This is a genomic window from Solirubrum puertoriconensis, from assembly GCF_001483135.1.
Lineage (GTDB): Bacteria > Bacteroidota > Bacteroidia > Cytophagales > Hymenobacteraceae > Solirubrum > Solirubrum puertoriconensis.
This window is the reverse complement of the sequence record NZ_LNAL01000007.1, coordinates 466,298-484,610: the sequence shown is the minus strand read 5'-3', so window position 1 is coordinate 484,610 and position 18,313 is coordinate 466,298. Positions and strand designations below refer to the sequence as shown.

The following is an 18,313-nucleotide window of genomic DNA, read 5'->3' as shown; positions in this document are numbered from 1 at the left end:
TTGACGACCTGACGTTGCTCGAAAGGCACCTGCTAACGCTTGTGTACTGCCTAACCGGCCGCATGGAAGATATGGGTGCTCAGCTTGAGCAACGAGGCATTTTCGACCACTACCGCGCTATCCATCAGGCTTACGCGCAACTCTCATCAGCCCAAACCGATCAGGAAGCCCTGAAGCGAGCCTTATTTATTCAATGGTACAGCTTAGCTGAACCGTCATGCTTCACAGGCATCGGTTTGCTAGACGCAGAGGCTGAATTGCTAGTACTTACTCAGCTCGACGCCTTGTTGCAAACCGGTACGGCCGATGCAGAACTAGTGACTATGCTGCAATACTATGCCTACTGGGACTACGCTTTTAATAGGGCAGAATTCCAGCATCTAGTTACCCTACAGACGTGTATTCGTGAATACATGGGCGCTAATGTTTGCCCAACAGCTCCGCCCTTACGCATTCACGATATGCCTAACCGGGGGCAAATGGGCTTTTATTGGTTAACCTAGGGTGGTGGCGAGTTAGCCCGAAGCAATTGATCAGCACCACGAGCAAATTTTGCTACTTCAAAAACCCGAGTAATGCTGCATGAAACTGCTGCGGAGCCTCGAGGTGAGGGATGTGCCCAACTTTCTGCAGCTCAACCAACTTGCTGCCTTTGATTTGGGCGGCAGTGCGTTTGCCTAATGCAGGGTACTGCCCTAGGGTTACCAGCACCTTGGGGTCTTTCACCAGCCCTTTGCCAACCACGGTGCGGTCTTGCTGACCGATGATCAGCAACGTGGGCACCTGTATGCGGTCGAACTCGTAGGCAACGGGCTGCTGAAAGATCATGTCGTAGGTGAGGGCGCTTGCGAGGGCTACCTGCGGAAAATCGGGGTGGCGCGTTTGGGCAGCCAGCGGCAACAACCATTGGTCATGGGCCTTGGGGTAGCCAGCCGGGTAGTACGTGGCATGGTACTTCCGGATGCTTTCTTCGGTGGCTTTTAGCTCCGTAGCCGTGGCCTGATCTACGCTCTGAAAGGGCACCCCGCGGCGGTAATCTTCGAGGCCAATGGGGTTTTCGAGCACCAGCCGTTCGGTGGTGCTTGGATACTCCAGAGCAAAGCGTGTGGCCAGCATGCCGCCCATGCTGTGGCCCACCACCGCGGCCCGCTGAACACCTAGGGTATCGAGCAGGCGCTTGGTATTGCGGGCCAGCTGATGAAAGGAATAGTGAATGTTGGGCTTGTCGGATTTGCCAAAACCGACCTGATCGGGCACTACCACCCTGAAGCCGGCTTTGCTGAGTGCCTCTACGGTAGCGCGCCAATACGCCCCAAAGAAGTTTTTGCCGTGCAGCAGCACCACGGTGCGCCCGTTGGCTTTGCCGGTAGGAGACACATCCATGTACGCCATACGCACCGCTTGCTCCTCAAGCCGCAACGGCAGGTACTTAACCGGGTACGGGTACTCGTAACCCTCGAGGGTAGCATTGAGTGCGTTGGGTATGGTGGCCGCAGGTTGGCCAAGCGCTGGCTTTGCCGCAACGGCCAACCAGCATGCCATCAATATGAGCAGGTACTTCATGGAGAGTTGGGCGGGGCTTTTAAACCCCTGCCCTCTCATTACGGCCCGGCAGCCCCAATGGCCGACCTACCCAAGGCCCGAACCAGCTTGGCTGACACCTGGCGCAACGAAGCTTACTGGCTTGCCGCAGCGCGTTGCTTTAGCAGCAGCTCGATGGTACGGGTGTCTTCGTCGCTCCACACCACGTTGCGCACGTCGTCAACTTGCAGCACGGAGTGGCCGTCGGCGTCGCCGTAGGTGGTGTAGGCCTCCAACAGCAGCTCATCGTCGGTGAGGCGCACGATGTAGCCGTAGGGGTCGTTATCGGAGGAGGTAATGAGCTGCACCAACTGCCGCACCTCCATGGCCCTTTGCAGTAGCGCGGGTACGGTTAGGTACTGATGCTCCAAGCCATCGGGGGCGGCGGCTAAGCCAAACACAGCATCGGGGTTGTGCTCTTTAAACTCGATGAGGCGCACGTACTTATCGTCGAAGTGCACCTGCGACACTTCTCCCAGATTGATGCTGCGCACGCTTGTGAGCATGCCTTGCCGCGTAACGGTGCGCATCATTAGTAGTTCGGGATTATAGCTGAGTACGTACCCCAGAAACGTTCCGCCACCGGTTTGCACCGATACCATCCGGCGGTTGCGCTGGGCGCGCTGCAGTAAATCAACCAATAAAGCTCCCATAGTGAAAGGGCCAGCAGTAGTAGTGTTGGTGGTACCCCAACCGGACAAGCCGCCTCAGTGGCCTGGTTCGAAACAGGCACACCGGGGCTCGACACAATTGAGGCGACAAAAATGTCGAATATACCGCTACGTTCTGCTAGGTGCTTTGCATAAGGCTACAGCTGCACGTTGCTTGCATGGTGTTGCGCAGCGCCCAGGTGCCGGCGCAGTACCAGCTCGATGTCGTCGAGGCGGCGCACCACGGTTTGCTGCACGTCTTCGCTGAAGTAAGCGGCTCCGTTGGTGCGGGCGGCCAAGTAACGGGCCAGCGTAGAGGCCTCGAGCAAGTGGTTTTGCAATTGCGTTTGCGCATCATGCCACTTCTCGGTTTGCTCGTGCAGCAAAAAGGCCGCGCGCACTTCAATGGAAAGGCTTACCAGATTAGCTAAGCGCATCAGCAAGTCTTCCTCGCCTAGTGTAAACGGCCGTGCTGCGCGCCCGATTACGCACAGCGTACCAATGTTGTGCCCGTTGGGCATGCGCAGGGGCGCTCCGGCGTAGCACTGCAAGCCCGCCGATTCGGCCACGGCCGGGTTCACGAGGTTGCAGCTTTCCTGGCTGAGGTTGGGGAAAACGACGGGGTTTTCTTCGAGCACGGCCGCCGAGCACAGGCTGTCGGTGCGGGGCAGCGTGGCCGGCAATCCGTCCATGCCGCTGTTGGCCTTGAAGTACACTTCGTCGTTATCAACCAACGAAATCAGCGAAATCGGAAGGTTGAAAAGCTGAGCAGTTAAGGCTACGTAGTCGTCAAAAATCCTCTCGGGCGTAGTATTCAATATCTGATAATGATACAGCGTCCGCAAACGGTCGAGCTCATTATCAGGTATCAGTGAGGTAGGTTGAACGTAAGCCATCGGGAAGAATTAAGATTCACTACAACACGCAGGCTTGACAGTGTAGTTCAGCGCAAAGTTGAGAACCCCGTGTTGATGTTTGATTAGCCTAAGGGTTGCAGCTCTTGCAACACGCGTTTGGCTTCGGCCACGTGGTCGGTGGCGCGGCTCATCGAATTGAAGATGTAACGAACCTTGCCTTCGGCGTCGATTACAAACGTTACGCGGCCGGGCAACAGACCCAGCATGGCGCGCGGCACCTCGTAGAGCTTACGTACGCGCCCACCGGCATCGGCGAGCAGCGGGAAAGGCAAGCGGTGTTTTTGGGTGAACTTCTGGTGCGAAGCTTCGGAGTCGGAACTAACACCTACCACTTCGGCCCCTAGGTCCTGAAAGTCCTGGTACTGGTCGCGAAACGAGCAGGCCTGCGCGGTGCAACCAGGCGTATCATCTTTGGGGTAGAAGTACAATACCACGGCGCGGCCGCGCTGGGCGCTTAAGGTAAACGCCTCGCCAGCAGTGGTTTTCAGGGTAAAATCGGGAGCAGCATCGCCAACTTGCAACATGGGCAAAATCAGTAAATTAGGGCAACAAGGTACGCTGCTTAGCCCACAACTGCCCCGCCGAAGCATCCGTTGGGCTGAACAATTGCGTAAGTGCAGCAGCGTTCAAACCTACCGGCCGCGCGGTAGGTTTTGCATAGTGCCCTGCCGATTGTCGTTATTTTCAGCCCAAAGCTGTGCCTATGGCCCGACTTGTACTGCGTCCTTACCTACCGCTGCTACTTGCCGCATTGGAGGCCGGCGCCATTGGCTACGTGCTCCGCGCGTTGTCGCGCTTTATTGGCCTGAACACGCTGCTCCCTCCTTGGATGGGCGAGGCCATTCACCAAACGGTGTTGCTCGCGGCGTTCTTGTTCACGCTGTTGTTTGAGCACCCGCGCCCTACGCGGCGAGTGGCCTTGCTGGCAGCGGCGGTACCGGCTTTGGTTACCGGCTACGATGTGTATATGGCTTTTACGGCCGGCTGGGGCTGGCTGCTGAGCGCCGTTACGGCCGCCGTATTCGGCTACTGCCTGTTTCTGGTGATGGATGAGGAAGCAGCCATGCACACCAGCAACCGCTCCGGCCGCTGGCATAAGCGGGTGTTGCAGCGCCGCAGCTCGCGCAGCGTTTAGGGCACCTAGGGCTAGCTTCGGCGCTAATCGCCATTTTTGCGCTCAGTTCCGCGCCCGCATGTCCTTTCCTCCTCCTGCTTCGCTCCCCCTCGTCGACGTTATTATTCCGGCCCACAACGAAGCCCGCAGCATTGGCCGCGTGCTGGCCGAAATACCTGCAGGTTGGGTGCGCGAGGTAATTGTGGTTGACAACGCCTCGACCGACGATACCGCCGCCGCGGCGCAAGCCGGCGGCGCCACCGTGCTGCGCGAAAACCGCCCCGGCTACGGCTGGGCCTGCCTGCGCGGCATGGCCCATTGTTACGCCCGGCACGCGCACGAGCAGCCCGGCATTATCGTGTTTTTGGATGGCGACTACTCCGACTACCCCGAAGAGCTGCCCGCGCTGGTACAGCCCATTTTGAGCGGCGCCGCCGATATGGTAATTGGCTCGCGTGCACTGGGCCAGCGCGAAAAAGGCGCCATGCTGCCGCAGCAGATTTTCGGCAACTGGCTGGCCACTACCCTGCTCCGCCGCCTCTACGGGGCGCACTTCACCGACCTAGGTCCGTTTCGGGCCATCCGGGCCGACGCTTTGCACCGCCTGCAGATGCAAGACAAAACCTACGGCTGGACGGTTGAAATGCAGCTGAAAGCGGCCCGCCACGGCCTGCGCAGCACCGAGGTGCCCGTGCGCTACCGCCGGCGCATTGGCGTTTCGAAGGTTTCGGGTACGGTGAAGGGTACGCTTGGGGCCGGCTACAAAATCCTCTGGACGATTTTCCGCTATGCGCGCAGCTAGGGTTTGCCGCCATTCGCGCTTATGAACGGGCTGGAAGTTGCCGTACTGGCGCTATACGGGCTATGCCTGCTGCTGGTGTTTGGGTTCAGCCTTGCCCAACTTGCCCTCACGCTCCTGGCGCGGCATGCCTTGCGCCAGCCCGAACCTGCGGCCCCCGCCCTGCCCACCAGCCCCGATGAGTGGCCTAGGGTAACGGTGCAGCTGCCCATCTATAACGAAATCAACGTGGTAGAGCGCATAATCGACGCGGCTGCGGCGCTGCAGTACCCTCCCGCACGGCTGCAAATTCAGGTGCTCGACGACTCAACCGACGAAAGCGTAGCCCTGGCTGCGGCGCGCGTGGCTTCCTACTTAAGCCAAGGTATGTGCATCGAGCATGTGCGCCGCGCTACCCGCAGCGGTTACAAAGCGGGGGCCTTGGCCCACGGCCTGCAAACCGCCACCGGCGAGCTGGTTGCCATTTTCGATGCCGATTTTGTGCCCCCGGCTGACTTTCTGCTCCGCACCGTTCCCTATTTTACCGATGCCCAGGTTGGCATGGTGCAAACGCGCTGGGGCCACCTCAACGAGGAATACTCCCTGCTTACTGAGCTGCAAGCCTTTGGCCTGAACGCCCATTTTCTGGTGGAGCAAACGGGCCGCTTAGCGGGCCACCACTTCATCAACTTCAACGGCACTGGCGGCATTTGGCGCCGCAGTTGCATTGCCGATGCAGGCGGCTGGCAAGCCGATACCCTCACCGAAGACCTAGACCTAAGCTACCGCGCCCAATTGCGTGGCTGGCAGTTCCGGTACTTGCCCACGGTAGTAGCCCCTGCCGAGCTACCCGCCGAAATGCCCGCCCTACGCTCGCAGCAATACCGCTGGAACAAGGGCGCCGCCGAAAACGCCCGCAAGCACCTAGCCCGAGTATGGCAGCACCCTGGTTTAAGCATTGGCACCAAGCTGCACGCTACGGTGCACTTGCTCAATAGCTCGGTATTTGTGGCGGTGTTGCTGATGGCATTACTGAGCGTACCCCTGCTGTGGGTGCGCGCCCGCAACCCTGCGCTACAGTGGCCATTTTGGGTAGCTGGTTTTTCGGTGCTGAGCTTGCTGCCGTTGGCCGGCTTTTACTATGTAGCGTGGCGGCACAACGGAGGGCGCGGCACTGACCTGCTCTTTGGGCCGAAGTTTCTGCTATTCCTCACCGTGTCAATGGGGTTGTCGTGGCACAATGCTTGGGCCGTGTTAGCGGGTTGGGGCGGCCGCCGTACCCCTTTTGTGCGCACCCCCAAGCTTGGCTTGGTTCATCGCAACAACATGGCCCGGCAGCGCTACCTCGTTCGAAACTCTGCAGCCGAACCGCTAGTACTCGAGGGTTTGCTTGCAGTGTACTTCGGCGCTGGTTTGGCTTTAGGTATTCATTACGAAATTTTTGGCCTGATGCCGTTTCACCTGATGCTGCTGGTAGGCTACGGAGCCGTGGTGTACTACAGCGTGTTGCACACCTGCCGCTCATGAGGCTGCCATTGCGCACATGGTTACAAAGCGGGGCGGTGATTGTGCTGTGCTTGGCCCTAGGTGCTTTGGCCTACGCTACACCGCGGCAGCATACCGCCCAGCTGCTGCTGTTGTTTGGTGCCGCTACCGTTGCTTACGCAGGCCTGCTGCACGGGCGCCTGCCGCTGCGCGCGGGCTTGCTTTTGGCAGTGCTGCTGCGCTTGCTGTGGCTCCCGGTTTTGCCCAACCTTTCCGACGATTACCACCGGTTTCGCTGGGATGGCGCTTTGCTCGTTGCCGGCGAAAACCCTTACCAGCACCGCCCCCACGAGTACCGCGCTGGTGGTGGCATGTTAGCTAACCCGCCCGGCATTACCCGGGAACTGTACGGCAAGCTGAATTCGCCGCGCTACTACTCGGTGTATCCACCAATTAGCCAAGCGGTATTTGGTGCGGCCGTGTGGCTTTTTCCGAGCTCCGAGTTCGGGCAAGTAGTAGCTATGCGCATGGTATTACTACTGGCCGAGGCGGCAACGGCCGTGCTGCTGTGCTTGCTGCTCCGGCGTTGGCAAATACCCACCAGCAACTGCATCGTGTATTTGCTGCATCCGCTGGTAATAACCGAGTTGGCGGGCAACCTGCACTTCGAGGCATTGGTAATCACTGGCGTGCTGCTGGTTTTGTGGCTGCTCGTAAAAGGCCGCTGGGGCTTGGCTGCAGCCGCCTTGGGCCTAGCTGCGGCTACCAAACTTACCCCGCTGTTGCTGTTGCCGTTGCTGATAAAGCGCCTGGGTTGGGCGCACGCATTTGGCTTTGGCAGCGTGGTAGCCTTAGTGCTGGGCTTAAGCTTTGCTCCTTTCGCTTCGGCAGTATTGGTTAGCAATATCAGCCGCAGCCTCGATCTGTACTTTCACTCTTTCGAGTTCAACGCCAGCGTGTATTATTTGCTGCGAACCATTGGGTACTGGCTATCAGGCTACAACCAGATTGCCCTACTTGGTACTTGGCTGGCCGCAGCCGCATTTCTGGGCATTTTAGCTATTGCCGCCACCGAAACAACGCCTAGGCTTGCCACCCTGCCCAAAACATTCTTGCTAGTCTTGACGCTGTATTATGCCTTTGCAACCACTGTGCACCCTTGGTATCTGGCTCCGCTGGTTGCGCTAAGCTGCTTTACTACGTGGCGCTACCCTGCTGCCTGGGCCGGTGCAGCGGTATTGTCGTACGCCACTTACCGCACGGCTGCTTACCACGAGCACCTAGGGCTGGTAGCATTGGAGTACGCGGTGGTGCTGCTTTTCGCCTGGCTTGATTGGCACCGCAGCCGCCGGTGTGGTACAACCAATCACCTAGCGCATCAGTGCTGCCAATAAGCGTAGCGGCGCACGTCTTTCAGGCGCATCGAGCGGCCATCCCAATTGGCTTGTCGAACCAACAAGTGGGGGTACTGCTGATCAAACCAGTACACATTTTCCTTGCCGCGCTCCAGCCGCATCGTTACTCGCCAAGCCGGCCGGGGCGCCTCGTTGAGCGGGGCGCGTGCTACCCTGAACTCGGCACGGTAAAGCATCGGCTCGCCGGACTTGTTGCTTTGCTGCGACTCTAGCACGTTGGCTTCGAACAGCGGCTCATCGTTAAAGCGCAAGGCCCGCAACGTGTACGGCAGGGCATCTTCAAGTAGTATGTCGCGCTGTAGTTCGCGCTGCCCGGTACCCTGCCCATCCCAGTAGGAGTTGTAGCTGAGCTGATAGGCCGTGCCTAGGTCGGTGAGGGCCTTGAAGGTATTGCCGCACCACTCCTGCGACGACGAGGTGAGCTTGTGCACCTGCAAGGGCTGCTCGCGCCGGAAAAACACCGAGGTGAGGTAGTGGTAAGGATAGTTATCCGTTGGGATGCGGGCGAACTGATTCACCTTCATCACGGCAAACAAGTCGGGGCGCTGGTAGTCGTCGGTTTTTACGTTGAACTCGGCGTTAAAATCTTCCTTAACCGTGATGAGCGTCAGCTCGTACTGCCTTGGCTTTTTGTATACAACCCGTTCGGCGGAGTAGGTAGCTACTTCAGCCAGGCCATCGTCCCAGAGCTTGTGTTGGGCCCAGTTCAGGTTGAAATGCTTGTGCAGGTTGCCGAGGCTCGAAGCCGGCGCCTGCGGCTTTTGCTCTTGGGGCGCATCGGCGGAGCAAGCACCCAACAGCACAGGTAGTGCTGCCAACATGCAGCTAAACAATACGGTACGCGGCTTACGCATGAACAACACCTAGAAAGTCGCCTAAAAGTACGGCACGCCCAGGTGCTTTGCGCGTTGCCAGGCTTGCCAATCGGCGGCGGTATCTACGTCGCGCAGGGTTGGCAGCTGAGCTACTTGCAGTTGCCCGTTGTGGGCTATACGCAAGGTGTCGCGAAGCACGGTATCGGTGCTCCACGTAATGCCACTGAACAGCTCGGGGTACAGTTTGCGCATGCCCAATAGGTAATAACCGCCATCGTGCGCCGGGCCAAGCACTACCTCGTGGGTTTGCAGCTCGGTAAAGGCTTGCTGCAAATGGCTGGTGCTAAGCGCGGGGCAATCGGTACCGATGATAACTACCCGCGCGGCACCCGCGGCAAACGCCTGCTCAAAGGCATGCAGCATGCGCTGCCCTAGGTCGGGGTTGGGCGGCTGCAGCCGTTGGGGCCAACCCGGCCACAAAGGCGCAGCGTGGGTGGGCGGCGCGGCAGCGAGCCACAGCGTGCGGTTGCACACCAAGGGCGCGGCCGCGGTTTGGGTGTGCACGAGAAGCTGCTCGTAAGCCGCAAGGGCGGCTGGCTCGCCCAGGCCGGCGGCAAGGCGGGTTTTTACTTTGCCCAGCTCGGGGTAGCGGGCAAACACCAGCAGGTGGTCGGCGGGCGGCGCCATCAGGGCTGGTAGGTTTTTTCGCCCCGCGTAAGCCAGGCGCCCCACAGAGCTGAATACGGGTGCACACGTTCGGTAATCTGCCCTTGGGTATTAACCACCGGCCGGGCCTCGTTTACCCACTGAAAGATGCCGCCGTAGAGGTTGCGTACATTGGTATACCCCTGGGCTTTCAGCTGTTCGCCAACTCGCTCGCTGCGCACCCCCACCGAGCAATACACCACTACCGGCTGTTCCCTAGGTACGTCGGCCAACGTTTCGGGCCGGAAGCTGTCGTAATCGACAAACCGCGCGCCGGGCAAGTGGCTTACGTTGTACTCGGCCGGGCTGCGCGCATCGAGCAACACGACCTTGGGTTGCACGTGCTGCAGCGCCACAAGTTCCTCACCCGTAACGAGCGGCACCGTACCCTTGTACATGGTTTTGAGCAAGGTGGCATAGGCAGGCGCCACTTCCGAGGTGGGTGAGTTCGACGACCCACACCCCACCAATGCCAGCAGTGCCGACCACATCAGCTTTTTCAAAGGGTTATTTGTTTGGCTGAACACTTACGCTGTTGCCCCGCCGCAGCTCGAGCCCGCCCCCGCTGTGCAGCCGTAGCAGTGCTGGTTGAGCACAATGCTACGGGCATTGAGCTGCCCTAGGTCGAAGTCGCGGATGTGCTGCGGGGCAGCGGCCTCAACGGGCAGCTCCAGCATTTGGTTGAAGTCGCAATCGTACAGGTATCCGTCCCACCCTACGGAGAGCGTGCTGCGGCACATCACGTTGGCGGCGGCCACGGGGTTGTAACTCTGCACCAGCTTGTCCATGTAGGCCGCGTAGTTGCCGCTTTCCATGAGGTAATCCAGAAAACGGCTGACCGGCAGGTTGGTTATGGTTAGCAGATGGTTGAACTCGATGCCGTGCTCGCGCCGTAAGCGCTGCTTGAAGTCGCGCTCCAAAGCCATCTGACTACCAGGCATAAACGCACCCGATGGGTTATACACCAAGTCGAGCACCAAGCCGCTTTCCTCCTGCCCGTACCCCTCGGCGTTCAGCATTTTCAGAGCCCGAATGCTGCGCTCGAAAACACCTTCGCCGCGCTGGGCATCGGTGCGGGCCGCCGAAAAGTGCGGTAACGACGACACCACCCGCACGCCGTGCTGACGGTAAAAGGCGGGCAAGTCGTGGTACTTTTTGTTGGCCACCACAATTGTGAGGTTGCAGCGCACAATCAGCTGCCTACCTAGGGCCGCTACCTGCTCCACCAACCACCTGAAGTCGGGGTTCATTTCGGGGGCGCCGCCGGTAATATCCACCACTTGCATGTCGGGCGCTTGGCGCAGGGCTGCAAGGCACAGCTCCATGGTTTCGCGCGTCATAATTTCGGTGCGGTCGGGGCCGGCATCCACGTGGCAGTGCTTGCAGGTTTGGTTGCACATTTTGCCCACGTTTAGCTGCAAAGTGCTGATGCCCGTTGGCCGCAGCGGCAACAGACCGGTTTCGCGCAGCTTGCTGGCAAAAGCAGGCCACGCCTTCCCCACCTGCTGCGCCGAGTTGAGTACGGTAAGCTGGTAGCTCGTATCGGCGAGCGGGTGGTGCTGGGCGTGTAAGGACTTCATGAGCTGCGCGAAATAGAGCTAGACAAGTATGCTATTTGATAGTTAGTTAAGTACAACAAGTCATTGCACTCAGTTCCTGGTCGCGGCATAGCATACCGGGGGCCAACTACATGGTTAGCTCTTTGGCTTTGTTCATCATTTGCACGCCGTGCACCAAGGCGGCACCGCCCTTAATGGCAGCTGCCACGTGCACGGCTTCCATCATCTGGGCCTCGTCGGCGCCTTTTTGGAGCGAGTCGGTGGTGTAGGCATCGATGCAATACGGGCACTGCACGGCGTGCGCTACGGCCAAGGCGATGAGCGACTTTTCGCGCTCGGTGAGGGCTCCCTCCTTAAATACTTCGCCGTAGTAGTCGAAGAATTTGCGGCCCATTTCGGATTGCCACTCGGTGATGTTGCCAAACTTGGCAAGGTCGGCGGGGTTGTAGTAGGTCTTTTCCATATCTGCAGAAAACAAAGGATGCTACTAAGAGTTTGGCCGGAGCCGCGGCGGGCAAGTTAGTCGCAATGGGCAAACTACGGTAACCGGCGCACCCGAATGTGCACGTGCTGCCCGTCGTCGCGGGTAGTGGGTTTAATATCGATGCGCTCGGCCTCGTCGGAGTACGCCGCCAAGCCCCGCACAATACCCACAAAGGCCCCATGCGGCGCTCCGACACGTACTCCACACCACATTAATGTGTTGGTCGGGGTACACCTCTTTGTGGTCAAAGTCGGCCCCGGTAGCCCCGAGGCTTCGAGCACGCGCACCCACATGCTGTGGTCGTACTGAGTTTGTACAAACCGCCTCAGGAGGGCGAAAATGGAGCCGTGCATAAGCAAAAAGCCCCTGGCTGCTTGAGCCAGGGGCTGGAAAGTACGCAACCTCAACGGTTTAGTTATTGCATCTGTCCCATTACGGTAAGGGCAGCGAGCGTAGGCTCGGGGCGGCCACCGGCAGGCTCCAGTGTTACGGCAAAGGCCTGAGCGCTGACAATGTCTTTCATGCGTTGCAGGCTGTCGCCGGCGGCGGTGTGCTGGGCCAGCATACCGGCATCCACGGGCTTGCCCTTATCGAGGGCCCACAGTTGGTATTGCTTGCCTTCGGGGGCGGGCGGCAGGTTGTTTACATCAACATATACGGCCTTGGTAGCGGGGTTGAAGTGCACGCGGGCCCGGGCTCCGGGCGCGATTTGCGTACCGGTCATCACCACGGTGCGGTACGATTCGTCGCGCATCATGGCCAGCTCGTTGGTGCGGGTAGCCAAGCGCTTCTCCACCGCCTGCGTAGCAGCGGCATAGCGCGCCTGCTCGCTTTGGGCAATTACCAACTGCGACTGCGCCTCCTGCCAACGGTTGTAAAACAGCCAGTTGGTGCCAATGCTTAGCAGCAGCAGCACGGCGGCTGCGGCGGCTAACCAGCGGTAGCCACGGCCGCTTTCGGCGGCGGGCATGGTGCGCACTACGGGCTCGGCCGTAGCGGATGCGGGGCGGTAAGCAGGCTCTTGCGGCGCCGACGAAACCGTCATGGTGGGTTGGGCAGGGGCAGTCGGCGGCACCGCGGCGCCAGGCTCGGCCTGCTGCCTAATGGCTTGCTGCCAACCACCTAGCACCCGCTCGCGCATGCCAGTAGGTGGCGTTACGGCGTGGGCTTCGGCGTAGGCGCCAAGCGTTAGCTCGATGCGGCTAAGCTCGGCACGAATAGCCGGGTGTTGGGCGGCAAGCTGCTCCACCTCGGCGGCTTCGGCCGGGGTAAGCTGCTGCAGCACATACAGCTCCAGCTGTCCTGATTCGATGTACTCCTCGATGTTCACTGCTTTGGCTTACCGAATCAGTTTGGAAAGGACTTTAAGGGCGGCGCGGGCGCGGGTTTTCACGGTTCCTAGCGGCAAATTCAACTCTTCGGCTACCTCGCTTTGGGTATAGCCTTCGAAATACAGCTTATCGACAACTTGGCGCTGATCGGGCGTGAGCTGGTGCGTAAGCTCTTGCAGCCCGATGTGCTCGGGGCGGAAGGTGGCTACGGCTGGCTGGCGTTCAGCGGGGCTATCGTCGAGTGGCTGAGTGCGAGTACCTACGCGGTACTGTCGCGAGCGGATTTTGTCGATGGCAAGATTTCGGCAAACGTTCATCACCCACGTAAAAAGTCGCCCCTTGGAGGCGTCGTAGCTGTGAAAGGAATGCCAGATTTTCACCATACTCTCCTGCAGCACGTCTTCGGCTTCTTCCTCGCGCCGCACGATGCGCAGGATTACGCCGTAAAGGGCCGACGAGTACTTGTCGTAGAACTCCGCCATGGCCGATTCATCCTGGGCTTTAAGCCGGGCGATAAGCTGTTCTTCGGCGACGGAAGGCGGCTCGGGTAGCAAATTGGTCACGGTGTGGTGTGGAATGCCCTGGGCAACGCAAGTTTAAGCGCGTAGCACGGCGGTCAAAAGTAATGACAAAACGGACACTGCGGCATGCCCGCGGCCAACCCTAGGTAGTCGGCAGCAGTTATACGGAACATTGCTTGCCGGGCTGCGTGCTTACTTTGCCCCGGTTCGGCCCTCAAACGTTCGTTTTATGCCCATCGAGTCGTACAACCCATATACTGGTAAAGTGTTGCGGCGCTTTAAGCCGCACAGCGCCGCCCAAGTAGAGCGCATGCTGGCCCAAGCCGATAAAACCTTTCAGGAGTGGCGCCGCACCACATTTCAGGAACGGGCCCAGGTGCTGCACCGCGCCGCCGAGCTGCTGCGCGAGCGGCAGGACGAGCTGGCCCGCATCATGGCCCTCGAAATGGGTAAGCCCGTAATCGATGGCCGCGCCGAAGCGCAGAAGTGCGCCCTTACCTGCGACTTTTACGCCGAGCACGCCGAGCAAATGCTGCGCGACGAGCCGGTGCAAACCGAAGCCCGCCGTAGCTACATTGCGCACCAGCCCCTAGGTGCCGTACTGGCCGTAATGCCCTGGAACTTCCCGCTGTGGCAGGTGGTGCGCTTTGCCGCTCCGGCCCTGATGGCCGGTAACGTGGGCCTGCTGAAACACGCCTCCAACGTGCCGCAATGCGCCCTGGCGCTGGAGAAGATCTTTCAGGATGCCGGCTTGCCGCAAGGGGGCTTCCGGACGCTGTTGCTCGAGTCGAAAGCCGTGGAGCCGCTGATTGCCGACGACCGCGTGCGGGCCGTTACGCTTACGGGCAGCGAAGGGGCAGGCAGCCAAGTGGCCGCCGCGGCCGGCCGCTACATCAAGAAAACGGTACTGGAACTGGGCGGCTCCGATGCCTTTGTGGTACTGGCCGACGCCGACCTGGAGCTAGCTGCCAAAACGGCCGCGCAAGCGCGCATGATCAACGCGGGCCAGAGCTGCATTGCGGCCAAGCGCTTTGTGGTAGAAAAATCCGTGTCGGCCGAGTTCATCGACCGCATGCGGGAGCACCTGAAGGCGTTTCAGGCCGGCGACCCGCTTGAGGAGCAAACCCAATACGGCCCCCTCGCCCGCCCCGACCTCGCCGACGACCTAGCCCAGCAGGTGCAGAAATCGGTAGCTGCTGGAGCGAAAGTGGTGTTGCAGGGCGGCCAACCGAAAGCCGGCTCGGCCCGTTTTGCGCCAGTTATGCTCACCAACGTAAAGCCCGGCATGCCCGCCTACGACGAAGAAACCTTCGGCCCGGTGGCCAGCATCCTGGTAGCCCGCGACGAGCAGCAGGCCATTCGCCTTGCCAACGATTCGCGCTTCGGCCTAGGTGCCGCCGTGTGGACGCGCGACGAGGAGCGCGGCCAACGCGTAGCCCGCGAGCTTGAGGCCGGCGCCGTGTTCGTGAATGCCTTGGTGAAGTCGTCGCCCGAAATGCCATTTGGCGGTGTGAAGAAGTCGGGCTATGGCCGCGAGCTTTCGCACCTGGGCATTAAAGAGTTTGTGAACCAGAAGAGCATTTGGGTAGCCGGCGAAAAGCCCGAAGCACCAAAGAACCTGGCGGAGTAGGCTTATAAGCTGCCCGCTGAAACTAGCCCCGCCGGAGTTATAGCCACTGCAACATTGGCTATAACTCCGGCGGGGCTTGGCATTGCTACGCCTAGCTACATCACATCAGGCATAGCCCAATAGCCGATACACAATGTACCCTGCAACTTCGTGGAGCAAAACGCTCCATTGCTGTAAGGCCTCGGAGCTGGGCAGCAACCAATAAGCAGGCGTGGTTTGCCGCTGCACCGTGAGGTAACCCGCCGGAAATGGCGTTACCTGCAGCCCGGCTTTGTTGAAGCACCCCACGGCGCGGCGCTGGTGGAAAGCTGATGTAACCAGCAGCAGGCGCGGTTTGGTACTAGGCAAGCGCTGTTGCAACAAGGCTTTGGTATTCTGGGCGTTTTCGCGCGTGTTGCGGCTTTGCGTTTCCAGCCAAATGTGCTGGGTAGGTACGCCCGCTAGGCGAAGCAGCACGGTTAGGTCTTGCGCTTCGGTGCGCACACCGGGCTTGGGCTGCAGGCTGCCCGAGCCACCGCTGATGATGATGCGCTTGGCGCGACCGGCGCGGTACAGCCAAAGTGCATTCGTGAATCGGTCGGCGCCGCGGTCTAGGTACACGCGGTCGGCGGGGCCACGCCGCGAGTCGGTAATGCCGGTGAGCAGCACGGCCGCATCGTAGGGTTGCGGCTGCAGCTGCGAAAGGCGCATGGGCGGCAACTCCCACTGCCGCAGCAACTCGTTGCTCAGGCCAGGGTTGGTTAACACGACGCCAAGGACAACTGCGGCCAGCAATAACCGGTAGCGCCACTTGGCCGAACGCGCCACCAGCGCAGCAACTGGCAGCCCCACGAGCCACAAGGCGGGCTCTAAAACAAAATCGAGAAGCTTGGAAAGGACGAAGAACACGGCCGCGAAGCTAGCCGAAAGTTGGGCTACTGTGTTGCCAAGGCTATCCGAAGGGGGTTACACGCCTGGTATCGGCATGTAGGCCCGCAACCGATCGAGCTGTTGCTGCACTTCTTCGTCGCTGATCCGGGTGTCGCACTCTATCATGCGGCCTTGGCAGTACGACACGAAAAAAGGCGCCACGCGTTCGTTCATTAGTTTCCGCGCCACGGGATTCTGGTCGGAGTCGAGCCGCAGGAAGTAGATACCCTTGTAAGCCGAGTCGTTGGCAAACCGCTCGAAGTGCGGCGACAACAACTCGCATACTTCGCAGTCGCTCGAGGAGGTAAACTTGGCAAAAACCTTCAGATGATCGTGAATAAGGGTGCGCAGCCCGGTGTCGTCAGTATCGAATACATTCATGGTGTAGCCCTAGGTGGTTGGTTGGTCGCGGCGCATGCAATAGACAATCCTATACGCACGCGCCGGACTATTCGGCTAATCAAAGTGCACTCAACCAAAAGCGGGCTGCCCCCTCCTGCTGATGCGCATTTGCCACCTAGGGCAGCAAAAAAGCCCGGCGCCGGTGGCTACTGCTACCGACGCCGGGCCAATTCCGCACCTAGGGCGGCTTACTTTTTCAGCATCATCTCGCGGATGTACTTCACCGGCGCGCTGCCGTAGCTCAGGAACTGCTCGTTGAAGGCTTTCAGGTCGAAGTCTTTGCCTTGCTTCTGCTTGAGCTCTTCGCGCAGGTCGTAAATCTCGGTGTAGCCCGTGAAATACGAGCTGAGCTGCACCTGGCTAAGCGTGGCGCGGCGCCACTTGTTGGTGGCTTCGGCTTGCTCCTGAAATCCGTCGCGCACGAGCATCTGCACGGCGTCTTGCTCCGAAATGTTGCCCACGTGTACCAAGTGGTCGAGAATGGTGTTGAGCGTTACGCGCATGTTCCATTTGTCCCACATCAGCCAGATTTCGTCGGAGTTGTTGCCGTAGCCGCTTTCCAGCATCATGCGCTCCGAGTACACGGCCCACCCCTCAATCATGGCGCCGTTGCCGAGCACCGCTTTGATGATGCTGGGCGACTGGTTGGCGTATACCAGCTGCGTGTAGTGGCCCGGAATGGCCTCGTGGATGTTCAGGATTTGCAGCGTGTATTGGTTGTACTCGCGCAGGTAGCTTTCGGCCTGCTCGGGTTTCCAGTCCACAATCGGCTCCACGTTGTAGTAGGTGTCGGCACCTTTGTCGTAGGGCCCAGGAGCCGAAACTGATGCACCGGCACCGCTGCCGCGCATGTACAAGGGCGTTTCGCGCACCACCAGCGGCTTGCTGGGGTCCTGCGTCAGCAGCTTGTGCTCGTCCACAAACTTCACGAGCTGCGGAATCTGCTGCTTCACGGCATCTACAAAGCCCTGTTGCGTGGTGTGCACCGACGACAGCTTGCCGATTACCTCCCGAATGCGCGTGAGCGTATCGGCGGGCATGGGCTTGCCCGCGAAGTACTTCGGCCACAGGCGGGTAGCCCGCACGCCCATGTCGCGCAGCAGCTCCTTTTTGTGGGCTTGGGCTTTCTGGTAGACTTGGTCGGCCGTGGAGCTCGACTGAATATCGTAGTAGAACTTACGGTCAAACAAAGGCTTGCCGATGCGGAAGCTGCGCGTGGCCTGCGGGCGTACATCCTTGTTCAAGAAGCTGACGTAGCTCTCGATGGCCATGCGCGTGGTGTTCACGCGGGTGCGCAGCTGCGTTTTCTCCTGCTCGCTCAGGCCCGAGCGGTTAATGGAATCTTGCAGCGCCTTGCCGAATACCTCCAGCCCGCCGCGGTTCTGCAAAATGGCCAACTCGAGGTGCTCCTTGGTTGGATTCTTCAGGTTGCTCTTGGCTGCTTCGTAAAACTCGGCGGCGCGGCTGATTTTCAGCGATACGCTGCGCAAACGGCGGTCGAGGGGCTGGTAGCGGCCGTTCAGGATTTCGGCTACCGGTTCGCTGAGGTTGTACTGCGCCGGGTTCCACTCCCAGTTGCGCAGCGTATCGGCGTACCAACGCGACGACTGCAGCAGGTTCATCATCAGTTGGTAGTCGGTTTGGTTGTTCACCGACAGCTTCCCGAACTCAAACTCCCGCAGCTCCTTCTGCCAACGATTATAAGCTTGGGCTTCTTGCTGCCGGCGGCCGGCGTTGGGTATCACCAGCAACGAGTCGTACTTGTGGTAGCCAACCGACGAGGCCCAGCCGGGATTGTAGTACCACAGCGAATCGACAAAGCGCTGCTTGTAGCGGTCGAAGCCCACATCGGCGGTGCTGGCTTCGCCGTTGGGTTTGTCGGAGCTGCTTTGGCAGCTGGCCATGGCGAGCGTGCCGGCCGTGGCAAGGCTCAGCAGCGCCAAGGAGTAACGAGGGGTCATGTGCGGTGGGGGGAGTAGAATTGCAGGCAGCAAGGTAGTGGCCCCTAGGTAGATTT

At 59.8% G+C, this 18,313-nt stretch carries 21 protein-coding genes; 6 read left to right on the top strand and 15 right to left on the bottom strand.

The features are described from left to right. Positions 1-62: 62 nt before the first annotated feature. The gene (locus ASU33_RS12555; RefSeq protein WP_149867197.1) at positions 63-503 is read left to right on the top strand and encodes a hypothetical protein; all 441 of its coding nucleotides are present in this window, start codon (positions 63-65) and stop codon (positions 501-503) included. Between the two features lie 52 nt (positions 504-555). Here ASU33_RS12555 and ASU33_RS12550 read toward each other — a convergent pair whose 3' ends face one another. The 4 genes from ASU33_RS12550 to ASU33_RS12535 form a co-directional block, all read right to left on the bottom strand. After that, positions 556-1,563, bottom strand: coding sequence for an alpha/beta fold hydrolase (locus tag ASU33_RS12550; RefSeq protein ID WP_059071176.1), 1,008 nt, complete (start codon positions 1,561-1,563; stop codon positions 556-558). 113 nt (positions 1,564-1,676) lie between these two features. Further along, a complete protein-coding gene (locus ASU33_RS12545; protein WP_149867196.1) occupies positions 1,677-2,234 on the bottom strand; it encodes a hypothetical protein in 558 nt (185 codons plus the stop codon). Between the two features lie 155 nt (positions 2,235-2,389). Beyond that, a complete protein-coding gene (locus tag ASU33_RS12540) occupies positions 2,390-3,127 on the bottom strand; it encodes a GAF domain-containing protein (RefSeq protein ID WP_078063095.1) in 738 nt (245 codons plus the stop codon). An 83-nt stretch (positions 3,128-3,210) separates the two neighbouring features. Then, positions 3,211-3,672, bottom strand: coding sequence for a peroxiredoxin (locus ASU33_RS12535; RefSeq protein ID WP_059071173.1), 462 nt, complete (start codon positions 3,670-3,672; stop codon positions 3,211-3,213). Positions 3,673-3,851: 179 nt separating this feature from the next. Between ASU33_RS12535 and ASU33_RS12530 the strand changes: the two genes are divergently transcribed. Genes ASU33_RS12530 through ASU33_RS12515 form a run of 4 tightly spaced genes read left to right on the top strand, consistent with a single transcriptional unit; the run spans position 3,852 to position 7,919 of the window. Next, positions 3,852-4,283 carry a hypothetical protein gene (locus tag ASU33_RS12530; protein WP_059071172.1) on the top strand — a complete coding sequence of 144 codons (432 nt, stop codon included), beginning with the start codon at positions 3,852-3,854 and terminating at the stop codon, positions 4,281-4,283. A gap of 58 nt (positions 4,284-4,341) precedes the next feature. Further along, positions 4,342-5,064: a glycosyltransferase family 2 protein gene (locus ASU33_RS12525; protein WP_059071171.1), complete on the top strand. Its 723-nt coding sequence runs from the start codon at positions 4,342-4,344 to the stop codon at positions 5,062-5,064. A 21-nt stretch (positions 5,065-5,085) separates the two neighbouring features. Beyond that, the gene (locus ASU33_RS12520) at positions 5,086-6,567 is read left to right on the top strand and encodes a cellulose synthase family protein (protein ID WP_059071170.1); all 1,482 of its coding nucleotides are present in this window, start codon (positions 5,086-5,088) and stop codon (positions 6,565-6,567) included. An 8-nt stretch (positions 6,568-6,575) separates the two neighbouring features. Further along, entirely contained in the window at positions 6,576-7,919 is a 1,344-nt protein-coding gene (locus tag ASU33_RS12515) for an MptA/MptB family glycosyltransferase (protein ID WP_160328187.1), read from the top strand. Here ASU33_RS12515 and ASU33_RS12510 read toward each other — a convergent pair. From ASU33_RS12510 to ASU33_RS12475, 8 genes are all read right to left on the bottom strand, one after another. After that, entirely contained in the window at positions 7,904-8,761 is an 858-nt protein-coding gene (locus tag ASU33_RS12510; RefSeq protein ID WP_286130524.1) for a hypothetical protein, read from the bottom strand. The two genes, ASU33_RS12515 and ASU33_RS12510, sit on opposite strands and share 16 nt — an antisense overlap. A 54-nt stretch (positions 8,762-8,815) precedes the next feature. After that, complete coding sequence (locus ASU33_RS12505) at positions 8,816-9,442, bottom strand: TIGR04282 family arsenosugar biosynthesis glycosyltransferase (RefSeq protein ID WP_059071168.1); 627 nt, start codon at positions 9,440-9,442, stop codon at positions 8,816-8,818. Continuing rightward, the gene (locus tag ASU33_RS12500) at positions 9,442-9,963 is read right to left on the bottom strand and encodes a rhodanese-like domain-containing protein (protein WP_059071167.1); all 522 of its coding nucleotides are present in this window, start codon (positions 9,961-9,963) and stop codon (positions 9,442-9,444) included. The genes ASU33_RS12505 and ASU33_RS12500 overlap by 1 nt, the downstream gene beginning before the upstream one ends. Before the next feature lie 24 nt (positions 9,964-9,987). Further along, the gene (gene arsS, locus ASU33_RS12495; protein ID WP_059071166.1) at positions 9,988-11,040 is read right to left on the bottom strand and encodes an arsenosugar biosynthesis radical SAM (seleno)protein ArsS; all 1,053 of its coding nucleotides are present in this window, start codon (positions 11,038-11,040) and stop codon (positions 9,988-9,990) included. 106 nt (positions 11,041-11,146) lie between these two features. Beyond that, positions 11,147-11,482, bottom strand: a complete 336-nt coding sequence (locus ASU33_RS12490; protein ID WP_059071165.1) for an arsenosugar biosynthesis-associated peroxidase-like protein — start codon at positions 11,480-11,482, stop codon at positions 11,147-11,149. A 74-nt stretch (positions 11,483-11,556) separates the two neighbouring features. Next, entirely contained in the window at positions 11,557-11,715 is a 159-nt protein-coding gene (locus tag ASU33_RS21485) for a hypothetical protein (protein ID WP_160328186.1), read from the bottom strand. Positions 11,716-11,918: 203 nt separating this feature from the next. Next, positions 11,919-12,833 carry an anti-sigma factor gene (locus ASU33_RS12480; RefSeq protein ID WP_059071163.1) on the bottom strand — a complete coding sequence of 305 codons (915 nt, stop codon included), beginning with the start codon at positions 12,831-12,833 and terminating at the stop codon, positions 11,919-11,921. Positions 12,834-12,842: 9 nt separating this feature from the next. Further along, complete coding sequence (locus tag ASU33_RS12475; protein ID WP_286130523.1) at positions 12,843-13,397, bottom strand: RNA polymerase sigma factor; 555 nt, start codon at positions 13,395-13,397, stop codon at positions 12,843-12,845. A gap of 187 nt (positions 13,398-13,584) precedes the next feature. On the opposite strand from ASU33_RS12475, the gene ASU33_RS12470 reads away from it, so the two are divergent. Further along, positions 13,585-14,985, top strand: a complete 1,401-nt coding sequence (locus tag ASU33_RS12470; protein WP_173664841.1) for an NAD-dependent succinate-semialdehyde dehydrogenase — start codon at positions 13,585-13,587, stop codon at positions 14,983-14,985. Between the two features lie 105 nt (positions 14,986-15,090). Here ASU33_RS12470 and ASU33_RS12465 read toward each other — a convergent pair whose 3' ends face one another. The 3 genes from ASU33_RS12465 to ASU33_RS12455 all read right to left on the bottom strand — a co-directional run bounded on the left by ASU33_RS12465 (position 15,091) and on the right by ASU33_RS12455 (position 18,257). Further along, the gene (locus ASU33_RS12465) at positions 15,091-15,873 is read right to left on the bottom strand and encodes a YdcF family protein (protein ID WP_059071162.1); all 783 of its coding nucleotides are present in this window, start codon (positions 15,871-15,873) and stop codon (positions 15,091-15,093) included. Positions 15,874-15,930: 57 nt separating this feature from the next. Continuing rightward, a complete protein-coding gene (locus tag ASU33_RS12460; RefSeq protein ID WP_059071161.1) occupies positions 15,931-16,275 on the bottom strand; it encodes a thioredoxin family protein in 345 nt (114 codons plus the stop codon). A 209-nt stretch (positions 16,276-16,484) separates the two neighbouring features. Next, positions 16,485-18,257, bottom strand: coding sequence for a DUF885 domain-containing protein (locus ASU33_RS12455; RefSeq protein WP_059071473.1), 1,773 nt, complete (start codon positions 18,255-18,257; stop codon positions 16,485-16,487). Between the last annotated feature and the right edge of the window lie 56 nt (positions 18,258-18,313).

What these genes read in the sequence shown, in the direction of transcription:
- ASU33_RS12460 (WP_059071161.1), bottom strand. Translation starts at nt 16,275, where the DNA reads ATGAATGTATTCGATACTGACGACACCGGGCTGCGCACCCTTATTCAC.
- ASU33_RS12535 (WP_059071173.1), bottom strand. Translation starts at nt 3,672, where the DNA reads ATGTTGCAAGTTGGCGATGCTGCTCCCGATTTTACCCTGAAAACCACT.
- ASU33_RS12540 (WP_078063095.1), bottom strand. Translation starts at nt 3,127, where the DNA reads ATGGCTTACGTTCAACCTACCTCACTGATACCTGATAATGAGCTCGAC.
- ASU33_RS12545 (WP_149867196.1), bottom strand. Translation starts at nt 2,234, where the DNA reads ATGGGAGCTTTATTGGTTGATTTACTGCAGCGCGCCCAGCGCAACCGC.
- ASU33_RS12510 (WP_286130524.1), bottom strand. Translation starts at nt 8,761, where the DNA reads ATGTTGGCAGCACTACCTGTGCTGTTGGGTGCTTGCTCCGCCGATGCG.
- ASU33_RS21485 (WP_160328186.1), bottom strand. Translation starts at nt 11,715, where the DNA reads ATGTGGTGTGGAGTACGTGTCGGAGCGCCGCATGGGGCCTTTGTGGGT.
- ASU33_RS12555 (WP_149867197.1), top strand. Translation starts at nt 63, where the DNA reads ATGGAAGATATGGGTGCTCAGCTTGAGCAACGAGGCATTTTCGACCAC.
- ASU33_RS12550 (WP_059071176.1), bottom strand. Translation starts at nt 1,563, where the DNA reads ATGAAGTACCTGCTCATATTGATGGCATGCTGGTTGGCCGTTGCGGCA.
- ASU33_RS12470 (WP_173664841.1), top strand. Translation starts at nt 13,585, where the DNA reads ATGCCCATCGAGTCGTACAACCCATATACTGGTAAAGTGTTGCGGCGC.
- arsS (WP_059071166.1), bottom strand. Translation starts at nt 11,040, where the DNA reads ATGAAGTCCTTACACGCCCAGCACCACCCGCTCGCCGATACGAGCTAC.
- ASU33_RS12525 (WP_059071171.1), top strand. Translation starts at nt 4,342, where the DNA reads ATGTCCTTTCCTCCTCCTGCTTCGCTCCCCCTCGTCGACGTTATTATT.
- ASU33_RS12455 (WP_059071473.1), bottom strand. Translation starts at nt 18,257, where the DNA reads ATGACCCCTCGTTACTCCTTGGCGCTGCTGAGCCTTGCCACGGCCGGC.
- ASU33_RS12530 (WP_059071172.1), top strand. Translation starts at nt 3,852, where the DNA reads ATGGCCCGACTTGTACTGCGTCCTTACCTACCGCTGCTACTTGCCGCA.
- ASU33_RS12490 (WP_059071165.1), bottom strand. Translation starts at nt 11,482, where the DNA reads ATGGAAAAGACCTACTACAACCCCGCCGACCTTGCCAAGTTTGGCAAC.
- ASU33_RS12505 (WP_059071168.1), bottom strand. Translation starts at nt 9,442, where the DNA reads ATGGCGCCGCCCGCCGACCACCTGCTGGTGTTTGCCCGCTACCCCGAG.
- ASU33_RS12520 (WP_059071170.1), top strand. Translation starts at nt 5,086, where the DNA reads ATGAACGGGCTGGAAGTTGCCGTACTGGCGCTATACGGGCTATGCCTG.